This is a genomic window from Asticcacaulis benevestitus DSM 16100 = ATCC BAA-896 (assembly GCF_000376105.1).
In the GTDB taxonomy this organism is placed as follows: Bacteria; Pseudomonadota; Alphaproteobacteria; order Caulobacterales; family Caulobacteraceae; genus Asticcacaulis; species Asticcacaulis benevestitus.
The window spans coordinates 20,116-40,139 of sequence record NZ_AQWM01000009.1 but is presented as its reverse complement, the minus strand read 5'-3'; the positions used below and the strand labels follow the sequence as shown (position 1 = coordinate 40,139).

The 20,024-nt window shown below is 61.0% G+C and carries 12 protein-coding genes; 8 read left to right on the top strand and 4 right to left on the bottom strand.

The annotated features are described in order from the left end of the window. Positions 1–46: 46 nt before the first annotated feature. Both pepN and B060_RS0111510 read right to left on the bottom strand, forming a co-directional pair. Entirely contained in the window at positions 47–2,677 is a 2,631-nt protein-coding gene (gene pepN / locus B060_RS0111515; RefSeq protein WP_018081939.1) for an aminopeptidase N, read from the bottom strand. A 249-nt stretch (positions 2,678–2,926) separates the two neighbouring features. Then, on the bottom strand, positions 2,927–3,490 hold the full coding sequence (locus tag B060_RS0111510) for a hypothetical protein (protein ID WP_018081938.1): 564 nt from the start codon (positions 3,488–3,490) through the stop codon (positions 2,927–2,929). A gap of 488 nt (positions 3,491–3,978) precedes the next feature. Between B060_RS0111510 and ppc the strand changes: the two genes are divergently transcribed. From ppc to B060_RS0111470, 7 genes are all read left to right on the top strand, one after another. Continuing rightward, entirely contained in the window at positions 3,979–6,660 is a 2,682-nt protein-coding gene (gene ppc, locus B060_RS0111500; protein WP_018081936.1) for a phosphoenolpyruvate carboxylase, read from the top strand. Positions 6,661–7,217: 557 nt separating this feature from the next. Further along, positions 7,218–8,708 (top strand): glucose-6-phosphate dehydrogenase, encoded by a 1,491-nt coding sequence (gene zwf, locus B060_RS0111495; protein WP_018081935.1) that lies wholly within the window; start codon positions 7,218–7,220, stop codon positions 8,706–8,708. Then, positions 8,701–9,486, top strand: a complete 786-nt coding sequence (gene pgl / locus B060_RS0111490) for a 6-phosphogluconolactonase (protein WP_018081934.1) — start codon at positions 8,701–8,703, stop codon at positions 9,484–9,486. The genes zwf and pgl overlap by 8 nt, the downstream gene beginning before the upstream one ends. Positions 9,487–9,496: 10 nt before the next feature. Then, positions 9,497–11,311 carry a phosphogluconate dehydratase gene (gene edd, locus B060_RS0111485; RefSeq protein ID WP_018081933.1) on the top strand — a complete coding sequence of 605 codons (1,815 nt, stop codon included), beginning with the start codon at positions 9,497–9,499 and terminating at the stop codon, positions 11,309–11,311. Positions 11,312–11,315: 4 nt separating this feature from the next. Further along, positions 11,316–12,332 carry a glucokinase gene (locus tag B060_RS0111480; RefSeq protein ID WP_018081932.1) on the top strand — a complete coding sequence of 339 codons (1,017 nt, stop codon included), beginning with the start codon at positions 11,316–11,318 and terminating at the stop codon, positions 12,330–12,332. Positions 12,333–12,465: 133 nt separating this feature from the next. Then, positions 12,466–13,098, top strand: coding sequence for a bifunctional 4-hydroxy-2-oxoglutarate aldolase/2-dehydro-3-deoxy-phosphogluconate aldolase (gene eda / locus B060_RS0111475; RefSeq protein ID WP_018081931.1), 633 nt, complete (start codon positions 12,466–12,468; stop codon positions 13,096–13,098). Between the two features lie 180 nt (positions 13,099–13,278). Then, positions 13,279–14,358, top strand: coding sequence for a LacI family DNA-binding transcriptional regulator (locus B060_RS0111470; RefSeq protein WP_018081930.1), 1,080 nt, complete (start codon positions 13,279–13,281; stop codon positions 14,356–14,358). Between the two features lie 78 nt (positions 14,359–14,436). Here the strand turns inward: B060_RS0111470 and B060_RS0111465 are convergent, their stop codons facing one another. Beyond that, a complete protein-coding gene (locus B060_RS0111465) occupies positions 14,437–15,000 on the bottom strand; it encodes an OmpA family protein (RefSeq protein ID WP_018081929.1) in 564 nt (187 codons plus the stop codon). A gap of 111 nt (positions 15,001–15,111) precedes the next feature. Beyond that, entirely contained in the window at positions 15,112–16,635 is a 1,524-nt protein-coding gene (locus B060_RS24320) for a thioredoxin family protein (protein WP_018081928.1), read from the bottom strand. A gap of 637 nt (positions 16,636–17,272) precedes the next feature. On the opposite strand from B060_RS24320, the gene B060_RS0111455 reads away from it, so the two are divergent. Continuing rightward, complete coding sequence (locus tag B060_RS0111455; protein ID WP_018081927.1) at positions 17,273–19,915, top strand: glycoside hydrolase family 3 protein; 2,643 nt, start codon at positions 17,273–17,275, stop codon at positions 19,913–19,915. The last annotated feature ends 109 nt before the right edge of the window (positions 19,916–20,024 follow it).

Genomic DNA, 20,024 nt, shown 5'->3' with positions numbered 1-20,024 from the left:
CCCTTAAGATAGATTAATGCGCATTCACGTTTGAAGTAAAAAGGCTCTAATCGGCGAGCGCTTTCGTCGCCAGTTCGAGCACATTCTTCGATAAATCGGGCGACAGGGTGATGGTCTGCAGCGCCTTTTTCATGTTGGTGCGATAGGGTTCGGCGTAGACGCGGTAGCGGCTTAAGGGTTCGACTAGGCGTGCGGCGGTCATGGGGTTGAAGGCGTCAACCTCCAGGACCTGATCAACCAGGAAGTCATAACCGCTGCCATCGGGGGCGTGGAAAGCGCTCTGGTTGTTGGCGAAGCTCTGGACGAGGGCGCGCCAGCGATTGGGCGTCTTGGCATCGAAATCGGGATGCTGGCTGAGCGTTCTGACGCGCGCCAGCGTATCGGGATGGGCGCAGCCGGCCTGCAGGGCGAACCATTTGTCGATCACCAGCGGTTCATGTTTGAAACGGGCATAGAAGATATCGAGCGCGTCCTTGTAGGGGCGATCCTGCACGTGCATCAGGGCCACTAGCCCGCCGACCATATCCGTCATGTTGCTGGCGGTCTCGAAATGGCGGAAGGCGAGATTGACCGAGGTGGCGTTTTCGGCGCCGCGGTTATGACCGGCCAGCATCAGGTCGAGCAGGGCGTTGCGCAGCGCGCGGGTGCCGGCGGCGTCCGCATCGGGCGAGAAGGTTTCGGCCGGGGTGAGGGACGTGTAGAGGCCGTGAACGGTCTCATAGAGGCGCAGGGAAAGCGCCGTCTTGAAAGCCTTGCGGTTACGGTGGATGAAGGCCGGATCGATAGGCGACAAGCTCTGCGCCAGGTCGGATTCGGTCGGCAGGCCCATGATTAGGGCCTTGAAGGCGTGATCAAGATCTTCATCGAGCAGGCTGGCCTCAAGCCCTTGCGCGAAGCCGTCGATCAGATCTTCGTCAGGGGTTTCGGACAGGATAATCGCCTTGGCCAGACCTTGCGCGGCCTCCCAGCGATTGAACGGATCGCTGTCGCCCTTGAAGCGGGCGAAGGCGTGGCTAGTCGGCTCTTCAACAGTGAGGACCACCGGCGCCGAGAAGTGGCGCAGGATTGACAGGACCGGCGCGTGCTTGACGTCGTTTAAGGTCAGTTCGGCACTGGCGTCACGCAAAATGAACAGGGATTCGGCCGCCAGTATGCCATCGCGCGTGAACATCTGCTTTTCGCCCTCGGCGGTCAGCAGGCCGAAGCGGATCGGGATGGGCAGGGCGGATTTTTCGGGCTGGCCGGGTGTCGGCGCGGTGGCCTGGGTGAACGACAGGGTAAGGGTTTTCGAGTTGGCGTCATAGGCGCTGGTGACGTGCAGGCGTGGCGTGCCGGCCTGGGTATACCATTGCAGCCAGGGCGAAAAGTCATCGCCGGTGACGGCCTCGAAGGCGGCGAGGAAATCTTCCAGCGTGGCGGCGGTGCCATCGTTGGTGGCGAAGTAGTGATCAAGCGCCTGACGATAGGTGGCCGGCCCCACGAACGTCTTCAGCATGCCGACGATCTCGGCACCTTTTTCATAGATGGTGGCGGTGTAGAAGTTGTCGATCTTGACGTAGGACGAGGGGCGCACCGGATGGGCCAGCGGGCCGGAATCTTCCGGAAACTGGCGGGCGCGCAGGGCCCGCACGTCCTTGATGCGCGCCACCGCATGGCCGCGCTGATCGGCCGAGAAGCCCTGATCGCGGAAGACGGTCAGGCCTTCTTTCAGGCAAAGCTGGAACCAGTCGCGGCAGGTGACGCGATTGCCTGACCAGTTGTGGAAGTATTCGTGGGCGATCACCGACTCAATGCGCTCATAGTCCATATCGGTAGCGGTGGTCGGATCGGCCAGCAGCAGCGAGGCGTTGAAGACGTTCAGGCCCTTGTTTTCCATGGCGCCGAAGTTGAAATCGCGCACGGCGACGATCATGAACAGGTCGAGATCGTATTCACGGCCATAGACCTGCTCATCCCACAGCATCGAGCGCTTGAGGGCGTCCATGGCGTAGAGGCTGCGGTCGCGCATGCCGGTATCGACATAGATTTTCAGCTCGACCTTGCGGCCCGACATCGTCGTCAGGCTGTCTTCGAGCACGTCGAGTTCGCCGGCTACGAGCGCGAAGAGATAGCACGGCTTGAAAAAGGGGTCTTCCCACAGGGCATAGTGCTTGCCGCCATCAAGATCGCCCGTCTCCAGCAGGTTGCCGTTGGACAGCAGGTGCGGGAAACCCGCTTTCGGCGCTTCGATTCGGACGCGGTACTTCGACAGGCCGTCGGGGCGGTCGAGATAATAGGTGATCTTGCGGAAGCCCTCGGCCTCGCACTGGGTGCAGTAGCGGCCGGACGACATGTAGAGCCCTTCCAGCGTCTTGTTGCCGAGCGGGTTGATCTCGACCTCGGTTTCCAGCGTGAAGCTGTCGGGTACGCTGGCGAGGGTCAGGGTTTCATCGGTCAGGGTGTAATCGGTCACCGGCTGGCCATCGAGCGTGACGCTGAGCAGTTTCAGGCGTTCACCCATCAGAACGAGCGGCGCATCATTCGCGCCCAAATAGGCGGCATTGCGCGTGATGGTCAGCCGCGCCGTGACCCGTGTCGTTTCCGGCGCCAGATCGAAATCAAGTTCCGTGGTGGCAATAAGAAAGTCAGGAGCCTTGTAATCGCTGAGCTGGATCGGCTGGGGCGTGGTGGTGAGCATGATAGTCTCGCTGAAACGTCGTACAGGAGTCGATGTAGGACTCTTTCGGCTAAACTCAAGCAAAACAATAGATATTGGATAAGGAAAGAGCTTAACACAGATAAGGCACGGATGCGCATCGCCTCAGCGATGCGGCACGGATGGACACGGATATCCGTGTTTGCGGCAAAGTTCGTGCCCGCAGGTCAAAGGCCTGCCGTGGTCGGGCGCCATGGTTTGGCGCCAAGCAAAGATATCCGTGTTAGACCCTTAACCCGGTTGACGGGCCTTGGGCGCTTCGACCTGCTCATCGGCCTCGATCTGCTTACGCAACTGGCCGGCGCGGCGCGCCAGGGCGATCAGGTCGTCGTCGAGCTCGCTGTTCTGGCTGGCATATTCGCGCAGATCCTTGGCCAGCTTGAGCAGGTGCGGGGCGTAGGCGATCAGGCGGGCCTGGATTTCGATCAGGGCCGGATCGCGTTCGTATTCGGCGCCGGGCACGCGCCAGCCGCCCCAGTCGTTCTCGTCGGTGACGACGATCGGATAGGTGCCGGGGAAGGGGTGGTTGCGGCTCTCGTCGGGGGTCTGCCACTTGTTGCGGGCGCGCATCAGGCGCCAGTGACTGAGGTGGCGTTCGTCGCTCTTTGCGTCACGAGTGTTTTCAGGGGTCAGTTCTTCGGCGGCGAAATCACGGCCAAGACCGCAGTCATAAGTGACGCGGACGGGCTCATCGAAGCCCTTGACCCAGACCGGATTGACCTTGTCGATCACCGCCCAGGTGCCGACGGGTTCGACATAGACTCTCTGATGGCGGTGGTAGGTCGCTTTTGCCATTGGACATGTTTCCGAGCTATTTGATCGGCTGTTATAGCGCAAGAGTCTTAACAACTGGCCAAACGGGTATCTTCGCCTTCCTTATCTGTGCTTATCTGGCTTATCTGTGGATTCCTTGAGTCTTACATATCGTTTGCAACGCGGGAAGATCGCACAAGGCGTTGTTTCTAATGAAACATTAGCCTGCAAAGCCGCATCCATAAAAATTATTAAATCAGACAATAACCGGCAAGTCTCTGGAATCCTTTATCATATGATTGGGGATAGTTTTGAGCATGAAATTGTCGTCTTGCAGCGCACAAAAATGACGCTAAAGTCTCTTTTGAGGCGCAATTTTATCCGAAAATCGGGTTGCGTTTCGGATAAATTACAAACCGGCTTGACCCTGAGCATAACGTCGTCGGACAAACTGATCTTTAAGTCTTTGTTTGTGTGACGAAAATGCCGGGTATGCGCCGATAAACGGGCACTCTGGAAGATCTGACATCATGACCGACACCGTCCTCAACCACGTCAAGCAACACACCGCCCTGCTCGATGGCTTCCTCAGTGAAGCCGTCCATGAATTCGGCAAGGCCGAGGTGATGGACAAGGTTGAGGCTCTGAAAGACAAGGCGTTCGATCTCGCCGGTTTGAGCGAATCCGAGGCCGCCCACGCCGCGCGCATCATGACCTGCATGTCGATGCTGTCGGTCATTTCGGAAGATGTCGGCCAGCTTGGTCAGATCGATACGTTTGAGAGCGCCGACGGCTCGATGCAGCCGATCAGCCTGGCCAATGCGGTGGAATCGGCGCGCAAGGAAGGGCTGGAACGCACAGAGATCGACACCATTCTGGGTGATATGCTGGCTTCCCCGGTCTTCACCGCCCACCCGACCGAGATGCGCCGTGCCTCGGTGGTGGAGCGCGAAACCGAGATCGCCAATCTGTTGCTGGCCTATGAGAAGGCCGCCAACCCCTCTGAAAAACGCCAGATCGAAGATGACCTCTATCGCGAAGTGGCGCTGTTGTGGAACACGCGCCTCAATCGCCCCGAACGCATCACCGTGCAGGACGAGATCAACAACCTGGTCAGCGCGGTCAAGCGTTCGGTCCTGCCGGCGCTGGTGACGCTCTACAGCGAATGGGGCCGCGATATTCCGCATGACGGTGCCTTGCCCAACGTGCTCAAGCTCGGCTCGTGGATCGGCGGCGACCGCGACGGTCACCCGCACGTCGATGAGATAACGCTGAACTATGCCTTCAAGGAACAGGCGCGCGTCGCCTTCGCCTTCTATGCCGGCCAGATGGATAAGCTCGATACCGAACTGACCGTATCGGACGAGGTGACACCGGTCAGCGATGCCCTGCAGGAACTGGCGCGCAAGTCGCTCAACACCGACATCCACCGCGTCGATGAGCCCTATCGCCGCACCATCGCCCACATCAAGCAGCGTCTGGCGCGCACGCGGGCGCAGATCCTTGGCGAAACGCAAAACAGCCGCGCCACCGATACCTCCGCACCGGCCTATGAGAGCAGCAAGGCCTTTGTGCGCGACCTGCGCGTGATCCGTGATTCCCTGGCGGCGCACGGCGGCCGTCGCCTGATCGGCACCACGCTCAAGACCCTGATGCGCATCGCGCGGTCGTGCGGTTTCCACTTGCTGGCGCTCGATCTGCGCCAGAATTCCGATGTTCATGAGCGCGTCATCGCCGAGCTTTTCACCCAGTCGTCGGAACTGGTCGATTATCTCGGCATGTCGGAAAGTGAGCGCTGTTCGCTGCTGTATGCCGAGCTGGCCAACGACCGAATTCTGCGCTGGGAATTCGGCAAGTATTCCGATGAAACGCGCCGCGAACTGCGTATCGTCGATGCGGCGGCCGAGATCGTGAAGATCTTCGGGCCGGAAGCTTTCGGCGCCTATGTCATCTCCAAGGCGGCGTCAGTGTCGGATATCCTGGAGCCGCTGGTGTTGCTGAAACAGGCCGGACTGGTGCGCGGCGGCCCGCAGCCGCACTGTATGCTGAAAATCTCGCCCCTGTTCGAGACCATCGGCGATCTGGAAGCGGCGCCCGAGATCATGAAGAAGTGGCTGGGCAATTTCGCCGTGCGCTCGCTGATGGGGCGGCCGGCCATCCAGGAAGTCATGCTCGGCTATTCCGACTCGAACAAGGACGGCGGCTATACCTCGTCGCGCTGGTCGCTGCACAAGGCGTCGAAAGCGGTGAAGGCGGTATGCGACAAGGCGGGGGTGAGCTTGCGCCTGTTTCACGGCCGCGGCGGTTCGGTCGGGCGCGGTGGTGGTCCGGCCTTCGCAGCGATCCTGGCCCAGCCAAAAGGCACGGTGGGCGGGCAGATCCGCGTCACCGAACAGGGTGAGATGATCGCGCGCAAATTCGGCAATATCGTCACGGCGCACAAGACGCTCGACAGCTTCGCGGCGGCGACCTTCCTGGCCACGGTGCCGAAATGCCGTGACCATGGGCCGTCGCATGACGCCAAGCTGGAAGAACAGTTCGCGCCGATCATGGACCAGATCAACACGGTCTCGTTCGAGGCCTATCGCGCGCTGGTCTATGACGATCCGCACTTCCTCGACTTCTTCCATACGGTGACGCCGGTCGATGAGGTCAGCCATCTGAAGATCGGTTCGCGGCCGGCTTCGCGCACGGCGTCGGGCAAGATCGAAGACCTGCGAGCCATTCCGTGGGTTTTCGCCTGGTCGCAGACGCGCTTCATGCTGCCCGGCTGGTATGGTTTCGCCGCGGCTGTGCGCGAACTGAAGATCGAGGACAGCGTGCTGCAGGCGATGATCCAATGGGATTTCTTTGAGGTGTTCATCGCCAATATGGAAATGGCGCTGGCCAAGGTGGATATGGAGATCGCGCGTCAATATTCCGATCTGGCCGGTGAGCCGGAAGAAGCCAACCGCATCTATGACAAGATCAAGTCGGAGTTCGACGACACGGTGGCGATGATCCTGCGCATCCGCAACGCGCCTTACCTGTTGTCGACGCACGAGCGTTTGCGCAACCAGATCGAACGCGCCAATCCGCTGCTCAACTCGCTCAACCGTTTGCAGGTTTATCTGCTCGGCATCCGCCGCCATGGCAATCGCCACAAGCTGGTGCAACTGGCGATGCAGCTTACCGTCAACGGCATTGCGAGCGCGCTGCGCAATACGGGCTAAGGTTTGACCGCAATCACGCATGCGGACACGCTCTGAGTTTCGATGGCGTATGCTGGCAGGGCGTGTCGCCTCAAAAATAGGATCACGGAAAGGCACTGAAATATCAGCGCCTGATCTTGTTTGTGACCCAAGGGCAACCAGCATTACTTTGCGAAAACGGGTAGGGCATGCTGGCGCTCCGCGCAGGTGCGTCGTCTTAGCCTTCCGTGTCTTCCGTCTTCATTCCGTGGCTTTCCGTGATCTTCTTACTCACAGACGGACAGATATCCCTGATCTTGCCAGTTGAAACTCAGAGTGCGTGTTCTTGCGTACGGTTCATGGCAAAGCGGAAAGGTCTGACAGTGAGCCTGACCAGGCGTTAAATCCCGTATCCGCCCTTGTTTTCACAAGGCCTTTCATCCTATATGGCCCGTGCGGGCGACAGCACTCTGCCGCCCATGGTCACGCGGTTTATTTTCACGATTGACCTGCCGGAAAACAGGGTCTATGACAACGCTGTCATAACTATAAGCCCTGTTTAAAGGGGCAGGTCGCAGGTTTCGGAACGAAAAGGTCTCATGTCGGCATCTTCTGCAAGTAATGGCGCACGCCAACCGGTTTTTGTTCTCGTCGGCGGCACGGGCGATCTCGCCATGCGCATGCTGTGGCCATCGCTGGCCATGCTCGATCAGGACGGTTTCCTCAGCTCCGATCTGCGCATCATTTCGGTGGCGCGCGAGGATTGCGGCACGGACGTCTGCGTCGACCGCATCGGTGAGGCCGTGCAAAAGCGCGTGGGTGAATCGCTTGAGGCGGAGACCCTGTCGCGCTTCCGCAAGCGCATTGTCCACCTCGCTCTCGATGCCGCGCACGATGACTGGGGCGACAAGCTGAAGGCCGAACTGGGCGATATCGACAAGCTCGACATCGTGTTCTTCCTGTCGGTGTCGCCGTCGCTGTTCAAGCCGATCTGCGAGCATATCGAGCGCGCCGGCCTGAGCAAGGCGCCGAACCGTGTCGTCATTGAAAAGCCGATCGGTCGCGACCTGGCCACCTCGAAGATCATCAACGATTCGGTGGCGCATGCGTTTGATGAATCGCGCACCTTCCGCATCGACCACTACCTCGGCAAGGAGACGGTGCAGAACCTGATCGCTCTGCGCTTTGGCAATATCGTGTTCGAGCCCTTGTGGAACGCGCAGTCGATCGACCACATCCAGATCACTATCGCCGAAACCGTCGGCGTCGGCGAGCGCCTCGGCTATTACGACGAATACGGCGCCATCCGCGACATGCTGCAAAACCACCTGCTGCAACTGCTCTGCCTGCTGGCCATGGAGCCGCCCTCGGCCATCACGTCGGACGCCCTGCGCGACGAAAAGGTCAAGGTGCTGCGTTCGCTAAAACCCATCACCGCCGAAAACGTCCAGACCTCGACCGCGCGCGGCCAGTATGGTCCGGGCTTCGCCGACGGGCATCCGATCGCAGGCTACGAAGCGGAAAAGGGTTCGCCCTCGAACACCGAAACCTTCGTGGCCATCAAGGCCGAGATCGCCAACTGGCGCTGGGCCGGCACGCCGATCTATATGCGCACGGGCAAGTGCCTGCCGTCGCGTTCGACCGAGATCGTGATCCAGTTCAAGCCGCTGCCGCACTCGATCTTCGGCGCCGAGGCTCACGCCAACCGCCTGCTGATCCGTTTGCAGCCCGATGAAGATATCTCGCTGACCCTGATGAACAAGGCGCCCGGCCTGACCTCGGAAGGCATGCACCTGCAGGCGCTGGATCTCAGCCTGTCCCTGATCAAGGCCTTCGATGGCAATGGTGACGGCAAGCCGCCGCGCCGCCGCATCGCCTATGAGCGCCTGATCCTTGATGCGCTCAATGGCAACAACGCCCAGTTCGTGCGCCGCGATGAGGTTGAGGCCGCGTGGACCTGGGTCGACGGTATCGTGCAGGCCTGGACCGACACCCACATGAAGCCGCAAATGTATCCCGCCGGCACGTTCGGCCCGGTCAGTGCTTTCCGCCTGATCGAGCGCGAGGGAGGCCGTACCTGGAATGATTAATACTGCTCAAAGCGTCGTCGATAACGTTCTGACCTGGGATGCCCACGGCAAGACCGTGACCGTCCATGCCTTCGATACGACCGGCGAGGCGGGCGTCTACATTTCCGGTCTGATTTCGGGCGCGCTGAAACAGGCGATTGATGCGCACGGCAAGGCGCAATGGATCGGCTGCGGCGGCACCACGCCCAAGCCGATCTACCAGAACCTGATCCATGCCGAACTCGACTGGACCAAAATCACCCTGGCCCAGGTCGATGAGCGTTTTGTGCCGGTCGATTACGCTGCTTCGAACACGCGCATGATGCGCGAGGCTCTGGCGCCGGTGCTGGCCGATGCCGACCATACAGGCATGACCTTCCTGACGCTCATTCAGGACATCACCGATCAGGACGCCTGCGCGCTAAAGGCCGAGCAAACCCTGCTCGACCTCAATGATGGTCAGGCCCCGCTCTTCGATTTCGCCCTGATGGGCATGGGGCCGGATTCACACTATGCGTCGATCTTCCCCAACAATCCGGTCAATGCCGAGGTCTACACAACGGATCGCCTCGTGCTGCCGGTCAGGCCGCACAGCGATGGTTCCGAGCCGGCCCTGCCGCGCATCACTCTGTCGGTGCCTGCCATCAACCGTTCGCGCCGTATCGTCTTCTACATCACCGGCCAGACCAAGCTGGATGCGCTGAAGGGGGCCTCGCAAAACACAGATCCTTACACGTCGCCGATCGGCGCGTTTCTCGCCCAGTGTCCTGTTCCCGTCGAGTTTGTCTGGGCGGCTTAAGGTATAGATTATGACTCAACTGCATCCCGTCATCGCCGAAGTCACCGCCCGCATCATCGAGCGCTCAAAAGATCTGCGCGCGCAGTTCATGGAACGCGCCGACCGTTACAAGGCCGATGAGCCGCGTCGCAAGAAGCTATCCTGCGCCAACTATGCGCACGTCGTGGCGGCTTCGAGCCCGGATGAGAAGCTGCAGCAGGCGCTCGACGCCGTGCCCAATATCGGCATCGTCACCTCCTATAACGACATGCTGTCGGCGCACCAGCCGTACCATGATTATCCCGAAAAGCTGCGCGTCATGGCGCGTGGTTACGGCGCCACCACCCAGGTCGCCGGCGGCGTGCCCGCCATGTGTGACGGCGTGACGCAAGGCCGTCCGGGTATGGAGCTGAGCCTATTTTCGCGTGATGTCATCGCCATGAGCACCGCCGTGTCGCTCAGCCATGACGCTTTCGATGCCGCCCTGATGCTCGGCATCTGCGATAAGATCGTGCCCGGCCTTGTCATGGGCGCTCTTTCATTCGCGCACCTGCCGGTCATCTTCGTGCCGTCCGGCCCGATGGGCTCCGGCCTGCCGAACCCTGAAAAAGCCAAGGTCCGCACCCAGTACGCTCTAGGGCAGGTGGGGCGCGATGCGCTTCTGGCCGCTGAAATGGCCTCCTATCATTCCGCCGGCACCTGCACCTTTTACGGCACCGCCAATTCCAATCAGATGTTGATGGAAATGATGGGCCTGCACGTGCCGGGCGCCGCCTTCGTGCATCCGGGCACGCCGCTGCGCGAAGCCCTGACGCAGGCCGCTGTGATGCGCGCTGCCCGTTCGGCCGAAAATTCCACGACTCCGTCGCGCATGGCCGACGTCATTGACGCCCGCGCCATCGTCAACGGCGTGATCGGCCTGATGGCCACCGGCGGCTCGACCAACCACGCCCTGCACCTTCCGGCCATGGCCCGCGCCGCCGGCGTGATCCTGACCTGGGAAGACATGGACAAGATCTCGTCCGTGGTGCCGCTCTTGGCGCGCGTCTATCCTAACGGTTCGGCCGATGTGAACCACTTCCATGCCGCTGGCGGCATGGGCTTCGTGATCAAGGAACTGTTGGGCGCTGGCCTAATGCATGCCGATGTCCAGACCATCTGGGGGCAGGGCATGGCCGATTACGCCAAGGAGCCGATCTTTCAGGATGGCCAACTGGTGTGGCGCGATGCGCCCGAGACCAGCCTTGACGAGAACATCCTGCGTCCGGTCTCCAATCCCTTCTCGCCCGAGGGCGGCTTGCGCGAAATCAAGGGCAACCTTGGCAAGTCCGTCGCCAAGGTCTCGGCCGTCAAGCTGGAGCACCAGATCGTTGAGGCGCCCTGCGTGGTGTTCGATGATCAGGACGATTTCCTGGCGGCCTTCAAGGCGAAACAACTGCCGGAAGGCGATTTCATTTGCGTCGTCCGCTTCCAGGGGCCAAAAGCCAACGGAATGCCGGAGCTGCACAGCCTGACTCCGTCTTTGTCGTCCATTCTCGATGCCGGCCGCAAGGTCGCGCTCGTGTCGGACGGCCGCATGTCGGGGGCGTCGGGAAAGGTGCCCGCCGTCATCCACCTGACACCGGAAGCGGTGGACGGCGGACCGATTGCTAAACTGCGAAATGGCGACGTGCTGCGCGTGGATTGCGTGGCCGGCACCATAGACTTCCTCGGAGATGCCGCCGAGTTTTCACAAAGAACAAATGCCGATCGGCCCAAAGAGGCGGACGGCATGGGACGGGAACTTTTTGCGCACATGCGTCGAGCGGTAGGACCCGCCGATGAAGGTGGCGCAGTTTTTTGGTAGATATATGACAGCGCATTTCGAGACCAGTTCGGTCACCACATCGCATAACCGGCCCCTGCGCGGACTGGTGGGCGATATCGGCGGCACCAATGCCCGCTTCGCCATTGCCGAACGCATTGACGGCAAGACAACGCTTGCAGACTTCAAGTCGCTGGAAACAGCCGACCACAAGGATTGCTACGCGGCTCTGGCGGCCTATTTCACCTTGATCGGCGGCAGGCCCGATCTGGATTATGCCGTGGTGGCTGTGGCCGGTCCGGTCAAGGACGGCCGGATCAAGTTCACCAACCTTGACTGGGAAGTGCGCGAAGACCTGCTGGCGCGAGCCGTGGGGGTGCGCAAGGCGCGCCTGATCAACGATTATGCCGGCCTGGCCTTCGCCTTGCCGCACCTGGCCGACAGCGACACCAAGACGATCGGTCCGGTCAGCAAGGGCTTTGGCAATGTCCATGCCGTCATGGGCGCCGGCACCGGTTTTGGCGCCTCGGTGCTGGTGGGGGGCGAGTTCGGACCGTACTGCCTGTCGACCGAAAGCGGCCATATCTCGTTTGCGCCGGTCAATGACTACGAGTCGGAAATCCTGCGTTTCCTGCGCAAGAAGCATGGTCGCGTAACGGTCGAAATGCTGCTGTCGGGCCCGGGTCTGGTCAATCTTTATCAGGCGATCTCCTCGATTCGCGGTGAGTTCGCCGAGAATCTGACGCCGGCGCAGATTACCCATCTCGAAGGCGAAGACGCCACGGGATCGCGCTACACGGTCGAGGCCTTCCTCGATATCATGGCCTCTGTGTGCGGTGATCTGGCGCTGGCGCATGGCGCCACGGCGGGCATGTTCATCGCCGGCGGCGTGGCGCCGCGTCTGATCAAGCATATCGACGAACTGCGTTTCCGTGCCCGAATGGAGGCCAAGGCGCCTTTGTCGGCCATGGTGGCAGCCATCCCGTCGAGCATTATTATCCATCCGTATGCGGCGCTGCTCGGTTCGGCGAACGCACTGACGGACATACAAATCACCGCTTAGGCGGCGATTTGATTTTCTTGTGCGCTCAAGCCGCGCGGGCTTACCTCGCAACGGCTCGGGCGGGCAGTCGCCCTTGACAAATCTCACGAAGAGATTTGGAGACCGGTGAGCTTTAATAAGATAGGAAACACCCATGTCCACGCATCCCGATATCCCCAAGTTCATGACCATGGGCCCCGTCCTGCCGGTGATGGTCATTCCGTCGCTCGATCAGGCGCTGCCTCTCGCCGACGCCCTGCTGGCCGGCGGCATCAAGGTGCTCGAAATCACCCTGCGCACCGATTGCGCGCTCGACGCCATCAAACTGATCGCCAAGGAACGCCCGGAAGCGATCGTCGGCGCCGGCACGGTGCTGACGCCCAAGGATGCCGAAAAGGCCGCCAAGGCCGGCGCCAAGTTCCTCGTCTCGCCCGGCCTGACCAAGACCCTGGCGCACCAGGATGCGCTGCCGCTGTTGCCGGGCGTCGCCACCTCATCGGAAGTGATGAAGGCGCTGGAGTGGGGCTTCACCCATCTGAAATTCTTCCCGGCCGTGCCCGCCGGCGGCGTGCCCTACCTCAAGGGGATCGGTGGTCCGCTGCCGCAGGCCAGGTTCTGCCCGACCGGCGGTATCGACGCCAAGAACGCCGCGCAATTCCTCGCGCTCGATAACGTTCTGTGCGTCGGCGGTTCGTGGGTCGCGCCGTCCAAGGCGATGGACGAAGGCAACTGGGCGGAAATCACCCGCTTGGCCGCCGAAGCCGTGGCGACCTTCGGCAAGAAATAGATACTATGACGGCATGCCCTAGCGGCATGAGCGCAAACAATGCCCTAAAGAAACAAGCATTTGAAAACGCTGTTTCTTTAGGATTGACAAAGCTGCTATTGGGGCAGAAAGCTGGATACACCCATTTCCAGCTTTCTGGTTCTATCCGTTGACCCCATTCCCCCGCACAGGACTGTCCGCGTGACGCAAAGCAAGACGACGGCCGAGCGCGTCAAAGAGCCGATCCCTGCCGCGCCTGCGGTTTCCACCATTAACGACGTGGCGCGCCTCGCCGGGGTGTCGATCAAGACCGTGTCGCGCGTCATGAACAATGAGCCGAACGTGCGCGAGGAAACCCGCACCAAGGTCAAGGACGCCGCCAACCTGCTGAAATACCGGCCGAACCTGCTGGCGCGATCACTGGCGGGCGCGCGCAGTTTCCTTGTCGGCCTCCTCTACGATAATCCGTCTTCCAGCTATGTCATCGATATGCAGGCCGGCGTCATCGCGCGCTGCCGCGAGAGCGGTTACCATGTCCTCAGCGAGCCGCAGGACAGCCTGGCACCGGATATCGGCCGCGCCATCGCCAGCCTGCTGGCCACCATCCGCCTTGATGGCGTGATCCTGACGCCGCCGCTGTGCGATATGGCGGTGGTGCTCGATGCGGTCGAGGCCGCGGGCGTGCCCTATGTGCGCGTATCGCCGTCGCTTTTCCCCGGCCGTTCGGCGCTGGTGGAGATGGATGATACCTTGGCCGCCTATGAGATGACGAAGCACCTGCTTGGTTTGGGCCACAAGGACATCGGCTTCCTGCGCGGCCATCCCGAACACGGCTCCTCGCATCGTCGCTATGACGGTTTCCTCAAGGCGATGCGCGAAGGCGGGCTGGAACCGCGACCGGCGTGGATCAAGCAGGGGCAGAACAGCTTTGCCTCCGGGCTTGAGGCCGGCAAGGCGTTGTTTGGTCGGGGCGGCGATCTGCCCTCGGCAATTTTCGCTTCCAACGACGAAATGGCCTTTGGCGTTATGGCCTATGCGCAGCAGGCGGGGGTGCGGATTCCCGATGAGGTGTCGGTGGTCGGCTTCGACGATACGCCGGGTTCGATGGTTATCTGGCCGCACCTGACCACCATCCGCCAGCCGGTCACCGACTTGGCCTATGCGGCGGCGGACATGCTGCTGTCACGCGCCCATGTCGATGACGATGCACCGAGCTTCACCGATGCCCGCCGTGAACTGCCGTTCGAACTGGTAGCGCGCGATTCGGTCAGGGCTGTTTGACCGCGCCTGGTCCGAAGACCAAGGCGCGGCGCTTTAATTTTTATTTTTGCGCGCTTTTTGCGCCGGAAATGCGCTCGTTTATGACAACACGACGATGACGACGCGGCGATTGGCCGAGCGGCCTGCGGCGTTGTCATTCGAGGCGATGGGTTGTTCCGAACCGTAGGAGATCGACGCCATGCGGTTCAGTGCCACGCCTTGCGTGTTCAGGAAGCGGCGGACGCTGTCGGCGCGATCGGCGCCGAGGCTGTAATTGATGGCGTCCGTGCCCGTGGCATCGGTATAGCCCTGAATTTCCAGATAGACGTTCTTGTTGTCACTCTTCAGCCGGTCGGCGAGTTGCGCCAGACTGGCCTTGGCACCATCGGAAAGCACCGCCTTGCCGGTATCGAATTTCACCGAATCGTCGGTCAGCACGATCGAATAGACGAACTTGCCTTCGGCCAGCTTGCCGGCGGCGGTGGCGCGATTGAGCGCGTCCTGTGTAGTCCGGTCGAGCTGACCCAGGTGCGCGTCCTGCTGGTCCATGCGGCCATTGGCGGTGGCGATCTTGTCATCGACATATTTGTGGCTGGCGCAGGCCGAGACCGACAGCATAAGGGGGAGCGCAAGAATCAAGGCGCCAGATTTGACATAGTTCATCGAAAAACCTCTCTGTTTTCGAATTCGCCCTTCACCCAGCCCTGCTACTAAAGCGACAAATAGGGACCGAAAAAAGGCGCTTCCGTCTGCAGAGTGATCTATGCCCCGATATTACGCCGCCTTGCCCCAAGTCCGGCAGGTCGCCGCCGCTTCGCCCTGTTTGGCGCAAACCTCGATCATTCTGGCATCAAGGCGCTTGAGAATGGCGCTGCCGTCATGCCCATCGCTCCAGGTGCGCAGGAGCTTGCCCCAGGCATCGACCTTGACGCGCGTGCGCTGATAATAGTCGCCGGAATTCTTGCCGAGTTCGTCGATCACCGCCTGGGCGCTGGCCTCCACCGCCGCCTTGTCGCTGGGCGCCTGACGCAAAACGGTCTTGGAATAGGCGATGGCCCACTGGACGCGCGTCGCGTCGCCTTCCGCCGTTTCATAGGCCTTGCGCGCCCACGCGATCGCCGCCGGACCGTCCTTGCTATCCTCGGCGAGGCTTGCCAGATCGAGCATGTAATAATAGGGCGAGGCTGAGCGTTTCAGCTCGGCTTCCAGCAGATTTTTTGCCCCGGCGTCATCGCCCGCTTCGTGGAGCAGGCCGGCCGCGTTCGAGATAACCGACTGGCGCACCATGGCGTCCTTGGCGGTCTTGTCGGCCCACGCGGCGCGCTCACGCACCTTGGTCAGCACGGTCTTTGAGACGTGTTCGCCCGTCCTGCCGAGTTCGATATCGGCATTGACCGTGGCCAGACGGTCGGGCAGGGGCAGGCTGTCATCGCGGTAGACACGATCAAGCCCCTTGATCAGCGAGGCGCCAAGCGTCGCGCGCCGGGCTGCATCCGGCAAGGCCGCCACAAGCGACGGAATCGCATAGCTAAGCTCCTGTCGATTGACAATGACCTCATCGCTGTTGGCGAGGATGGCTGGCACGAGCTGCTCGACCTGCGCCTGTTGCGCCGGGCTCAGCGCGTACTTGCCATCCGCGCCCGGTTCGGCCCGTACGGTCAGGGCAAGCAGGGAAAAGCGGCGCTTGACCGCGCCTTCGGGGGCGGCGCCGGCGAGTTTTTCCAGCAATGCCGCTGTACGGGCATGATCGCGCTTGGGGTCGTTCTGCCAGTCAAACGCTCCGAGGATCTGCCATTCATCCGGGGAGAGGGCGGTCGGGCTTTTCTCGGCCTTGTCAAACAAAGCGTCGATCGGCGTGGTGCGGGCGGCGGCGACGCGCAAAACTTCCGGCAGGCGCGCGGCGGTCGACAGGCGGGTGATCTCGGCCCCTTCGGCGTTCAGCACGATGACGGTCGGGTAGCCGCTGATGCCGAAGCGCTCGCCCCACTTCTGCGCGCCGGTCGTGTCGCCATCGAGATGGACGGGGATGAAGTTGCGCGTCTGGGCGACAAAGGCCGGGTCCTTGAACAGGGTGGACTTGAGCTGGTTGCACGGCGGGCACCACGTGGCGCCCCAATAGAGCAGCACCGGCTTGCCGCTCTCTTTGGCCTCGGCAAGCGCGTCATCGACATCGCCTTCGCGCCAGGCGATTTGCTGTGTCTGTGCGCTTTCTGTCTGCGCCTTGTCGGAGGGATGGCGCTGGCAAGCCGCGAGATTTACCGCCATCAGCCCAGCCAGTATAATCGAGGTCCAACGCATGCAACACTTCCTTTTTGCCAGATTGTGCGGGGACTATGGCAAGATCGCTGGCTATTGTCTACTAAATCGCTTGGGTATGTGGTCCGGCATATTCACCCGGCGTCCGGCTTGTCCGGAGACAAAAAAGCGCAAAAAAAACCCGATGAACCAAAAAGGTTCATCGGGATATAAGGCCAGTGTCTTCCAAACAATGCCACATTTAAGAAGACGCTTTAAAACCACGGACGTGAAACGGCTATGAAAAAGGGAAAGAAGCCATAACGCGCAATGGTTTTAAACACAGAACCCGAACCGCCAAAATCATAGAATTCGTCAGGCCGGATGAATAAGACGCTTCCTTCATATCAAATCTGACAACGCTGTCAAATAGATTATGAAAACAAATATATTTTTGACGCTCCGGCTTGCGCTCCATGTAAACGTATACGGCGGCCGTTCGTTTCCCTGACGAAGTTATCCACACTTGACGCTGGCTGATAGCGCTGTCATTAAACTGGCTTCCAACCCTTGTTACAAAGAAGTTGCCCGGATAAGGGAGACGTGCCGCATAAGGTTTTTGACGCGACTGTTTATCGCGTCAGGGTCGTGTTACAGGTCAAAGAAAAAAAACGCTGTGGAAGAACGCTAAAGGAGCACTATGCCTGATCAAACATACAAATCCGCCCACAAATCTGTCCTGATGCTGGGCGCGGCGCTCGGTGTGTTGTGCGCCTTGAGCTTCGGCATCCCCGACGTGGCGGAAGCCAAGGCGAAAGCCGCCGCCCACAAGACGGTGAAAAAGAAAAAGGCCGTTGCGAAGAAGGCCGTTGCCAAAAAGCCCGCGGTGGTCAGGGAAGCTCTGATCGCGGTCGATCCAGCATGGCCCAAGCTCGGCGATGCCGGTCTGATCGATGCCGCCACCGAGGCGCAGATCACAGACCTGATGAGCCGCATGACCCTGGAAGAAAAGGTCGGCCAGACTATCCAGGCGGATATCAACTTCATCACCCCCGAAGAGCTGAAAACCTATCCGCTCGGCTCGATCCTGGCCGGTGGCAATTCCTCGCCCGGCCAGAACGAACGCGCCACGCCCGACCAATGGCTGAAACTGGCCGATGACTACTGGCGCGCCGCGCTGAAGCGCCCGAGCAAGGCGCCGATCCCGCTTCTGTTCGGCATAGATGCCGTACACGGCCACTCGAACCTCGTCGGCGCCACCATCTTCCCGCACAATGTCGGGCTGGGCGCTGCGCATAATCCCGAGCTGATCCGCAAGATCGGCGCGGCGACCGCGGCGGAAATGGCCGCCGCCGGCGTTGACTGGACCTTTGCGCCCACCGTGGCCGTGGCGCGCGACAAGCGCTGGGGCCGTGCCTATGAGAGCTATTCGGAAAACCCCGCCGATGTCGCCGCCTATGCCGGCAAGATGGTCGAGGGCCTGCAGGGCGTAGATGGCGGCCGTAATGGCGTCAAGCCGGGCCACATCATGTCGACCGCCAAGCACTTCCTTGGCGATGGCGGCACAAAGGATGGCAAGGATCAGGGCGATGCCGAGATGAACGAGGCCGATCTGGCCCGCATCCATGGCGCCGGTTATCCGCCGGCTATCGAGGCCGGCACCCTGTCGGTGATGATCTCGTTCTCGTCGTGGAACGGCATCAAGATGGCCGCCAACAAGCGCCTGATCACCGGTGCGCTCAAGCAGCGCATGCACTTCGACGGCTTCACCATCACCGACTGGAACGCCCAAGGCCAGGTGCCGGGCTGCGCCAATGACGATTGTCCCGAAGCGATGAACGCCGGCGTCGATATGTTCATGGCGCCCGATAGCTGGAAGGGCATGTACACCAACACCCTCGCCGAAGTGAAATCCGGCAAGATCCCGATGTCGCGCCTCGATGATGCGGTGCGCCGCATCCTGCGCGCCAAGATCAAGGGCGGCCTGTTCACCTTAGGCGCGCCGCTCGATCGTCCGCTGTCGGGCCATTGGGACACACTCGGCTCGCCGGAACACCGCGCCATCGCGCGTCAGGCCGTGCGGGAATCGCTGGTCCTGATCAAGAACGAGAACCATGTCCTGCCGATCGATCCCGGTGCGCGTATACTCGTAACGGGCTCCGGCGCCAACGATATTGGCAAGCAGGCCGGCGGCTGGACGATCACCTGGCAGGGCACCGGTAACACGCGCGCCGACTTCCCCAATGGCGAATCCATCTATGAAGGCATCTCGAAAGCCGCCGAAAAAGCCGGTGGCACGGTGTCGCTCAGCGACAACGGTTTCTACAAGGAAAAGCCGGATGTGGCCGTCGTCGTCATCGGCGAAGACCCCTATGCCGAGTTCCAGGGCGACCGCCCGAACCTCGATTATCAGACTGGCGACCGCACCGATCTGGAGCTGATCCACAAGCTGAAATCGCAGGGCGTGAAGGTGGTCACCATCTTCCTGTCGGGCCGTCCGCTGTGGACCAATCCGGAAATCAACGCCTCGGACGCCTTTGTGGCGGCGTGGCTGCCCGGCACCGAAGGCGGCGGCATCGCCGATGTCATCGTCGGCGATCTCAACCGCCAGCCGCGCTATGATTTCAAGGGCAAGCTGACCTTCTCGTGGCCGAAAACCGCCAACCAGGGTCCGCTCAATGTTGGCACCATGGGCTATGATCCTCTGTTCGCCTATGGCTATGGCCTGACCTATGCCGATATCGGCGATGTGCCGCAGTTGTCGGAAGAGTCCGGCCTGCACGATGTCGCCGTGGTCAATGTCGATACCTACTTCGCCGCCGGTCGTATCAAGGCGCCGTGGAAGCTCAGCCTGATCGAAGCCTCCGGCAGCCATCAGGGCGACCTGACCAGCTTCGGCAGCCCCAATGGCGTGGTGACACAATCGACGATCGACGCCGACAACAAGCAGGAAGGCGGCCGCGCGCTTGTCTTCAGCGGTGAAGCGCCGGGCGAGGCGGCGATCACGACGGCCGCGCCGGTCGATCTCAGCCGCCAGACCACGGGCAAGATGACGCTGGGCATCACCTATCGTCTTGATGCAGCCGTAACCGGTCCGGTCCTGCTCGGCATGGGCGCCGATCTGGCTTCGGAAAAGAAGATCGACATCGCCTCGGCCCTGACCGCGCCGGTAGGCCAATGGAAGACGCTGAAGATCACGCTCGACTGCTTCGTGGCGGCCGGTCTCGATCCGAAGACGGTCGGCGTGCCGTTTTCCCTAAGCTCATCGCAGCCGCTAAAGCTCAGCTATTCGAGCATCAAACTGGCGTCCGATGAGGGTGATGCTACCTGTCCTGCGAAGTAAAACAGAAAAGCCTCCCCTTAAATGCGGGGAGGCTTTTTTCATAGAGCGGGGAAAAAATCGCCGCCTTTGGCGTGTTGGGATTGGTGATTGCTTCAGCCGTGAAGCTGTG

Bases quoted from the DNA above. Each gene is read 5' to 3' on its own strand.
- edd (WP_018081933.1), top strand. From the start codon at position 9,497: ATGACTCAACTGCATCCCGTCATCGCCGAAGTCACCGCCCGCATCATC.
- pgl (WP_018081934.1), top strand. From the start codon at position 8,701: ATGATTAATACTGCTCAAAGCGTCGTCGATAACGTTCTGACCTGGGAT.
- pepN (WP_018081939.1), bottom strand. From the start codon at position 2,677: ATGCTCACCACCACGCCCCAGCCGATCCAGCTCAGCGATTACAAGGCT.
- zwf (WP_018081935.1), top strand. From the start codon at position 7,218: ATGTCGGCATCTTCTGCAAGTAATGGCGCACGCCAACCGGTTTTTGTT.
- B060_RS24320 (WP_018081928.1), bottom strand. From the start codon at position 16,635: ATGCGTTGGACCTCGATTATACTGGCTGGGCTGATGGCGGTAAATCTC.
- B060_RS0111455 (WP_018081927.1), top strand. From the start codon at position 17,273: ATGCCTGATCAAACATACAAATCCGCCCACAAATCTGTCCTGATGCTG.
- B060_RS0111480 (WP_018081932.1), top strand. From the start codon at position 11,316: ATGACAGCGCATTTCGAGACCAGTTCGGTCACCACATCGCATAACCGG.
- ppc (WP_018081936.1), top strand. From the start codon at position 3,979: ATGACCGACACCGTCCTCAACCACGTCAAGCAACACACCGCCCTGCTC.
- B060_RS0111465 (WP_018081929.1), bottom strand. From the start codon at position 15,000: ATGAACTATGTCAAATCTGGCGCCTTGATTCTTGCGCTCCCCCTTATG.
- eda (WP_018081931.1), top strand. From the start codon at position 12,466: ATGTCCACGCATCCCGATATCCCCAAGTTCATGACCATGGGCCCCGTC.
- B060_RS0111510 (WP_018081938.1), bottom strand. From the start codon at position 3,490: ATGGCAAAAGCGACCTACCACCGCCATCAGAGAGTCTATGTCGAACCC.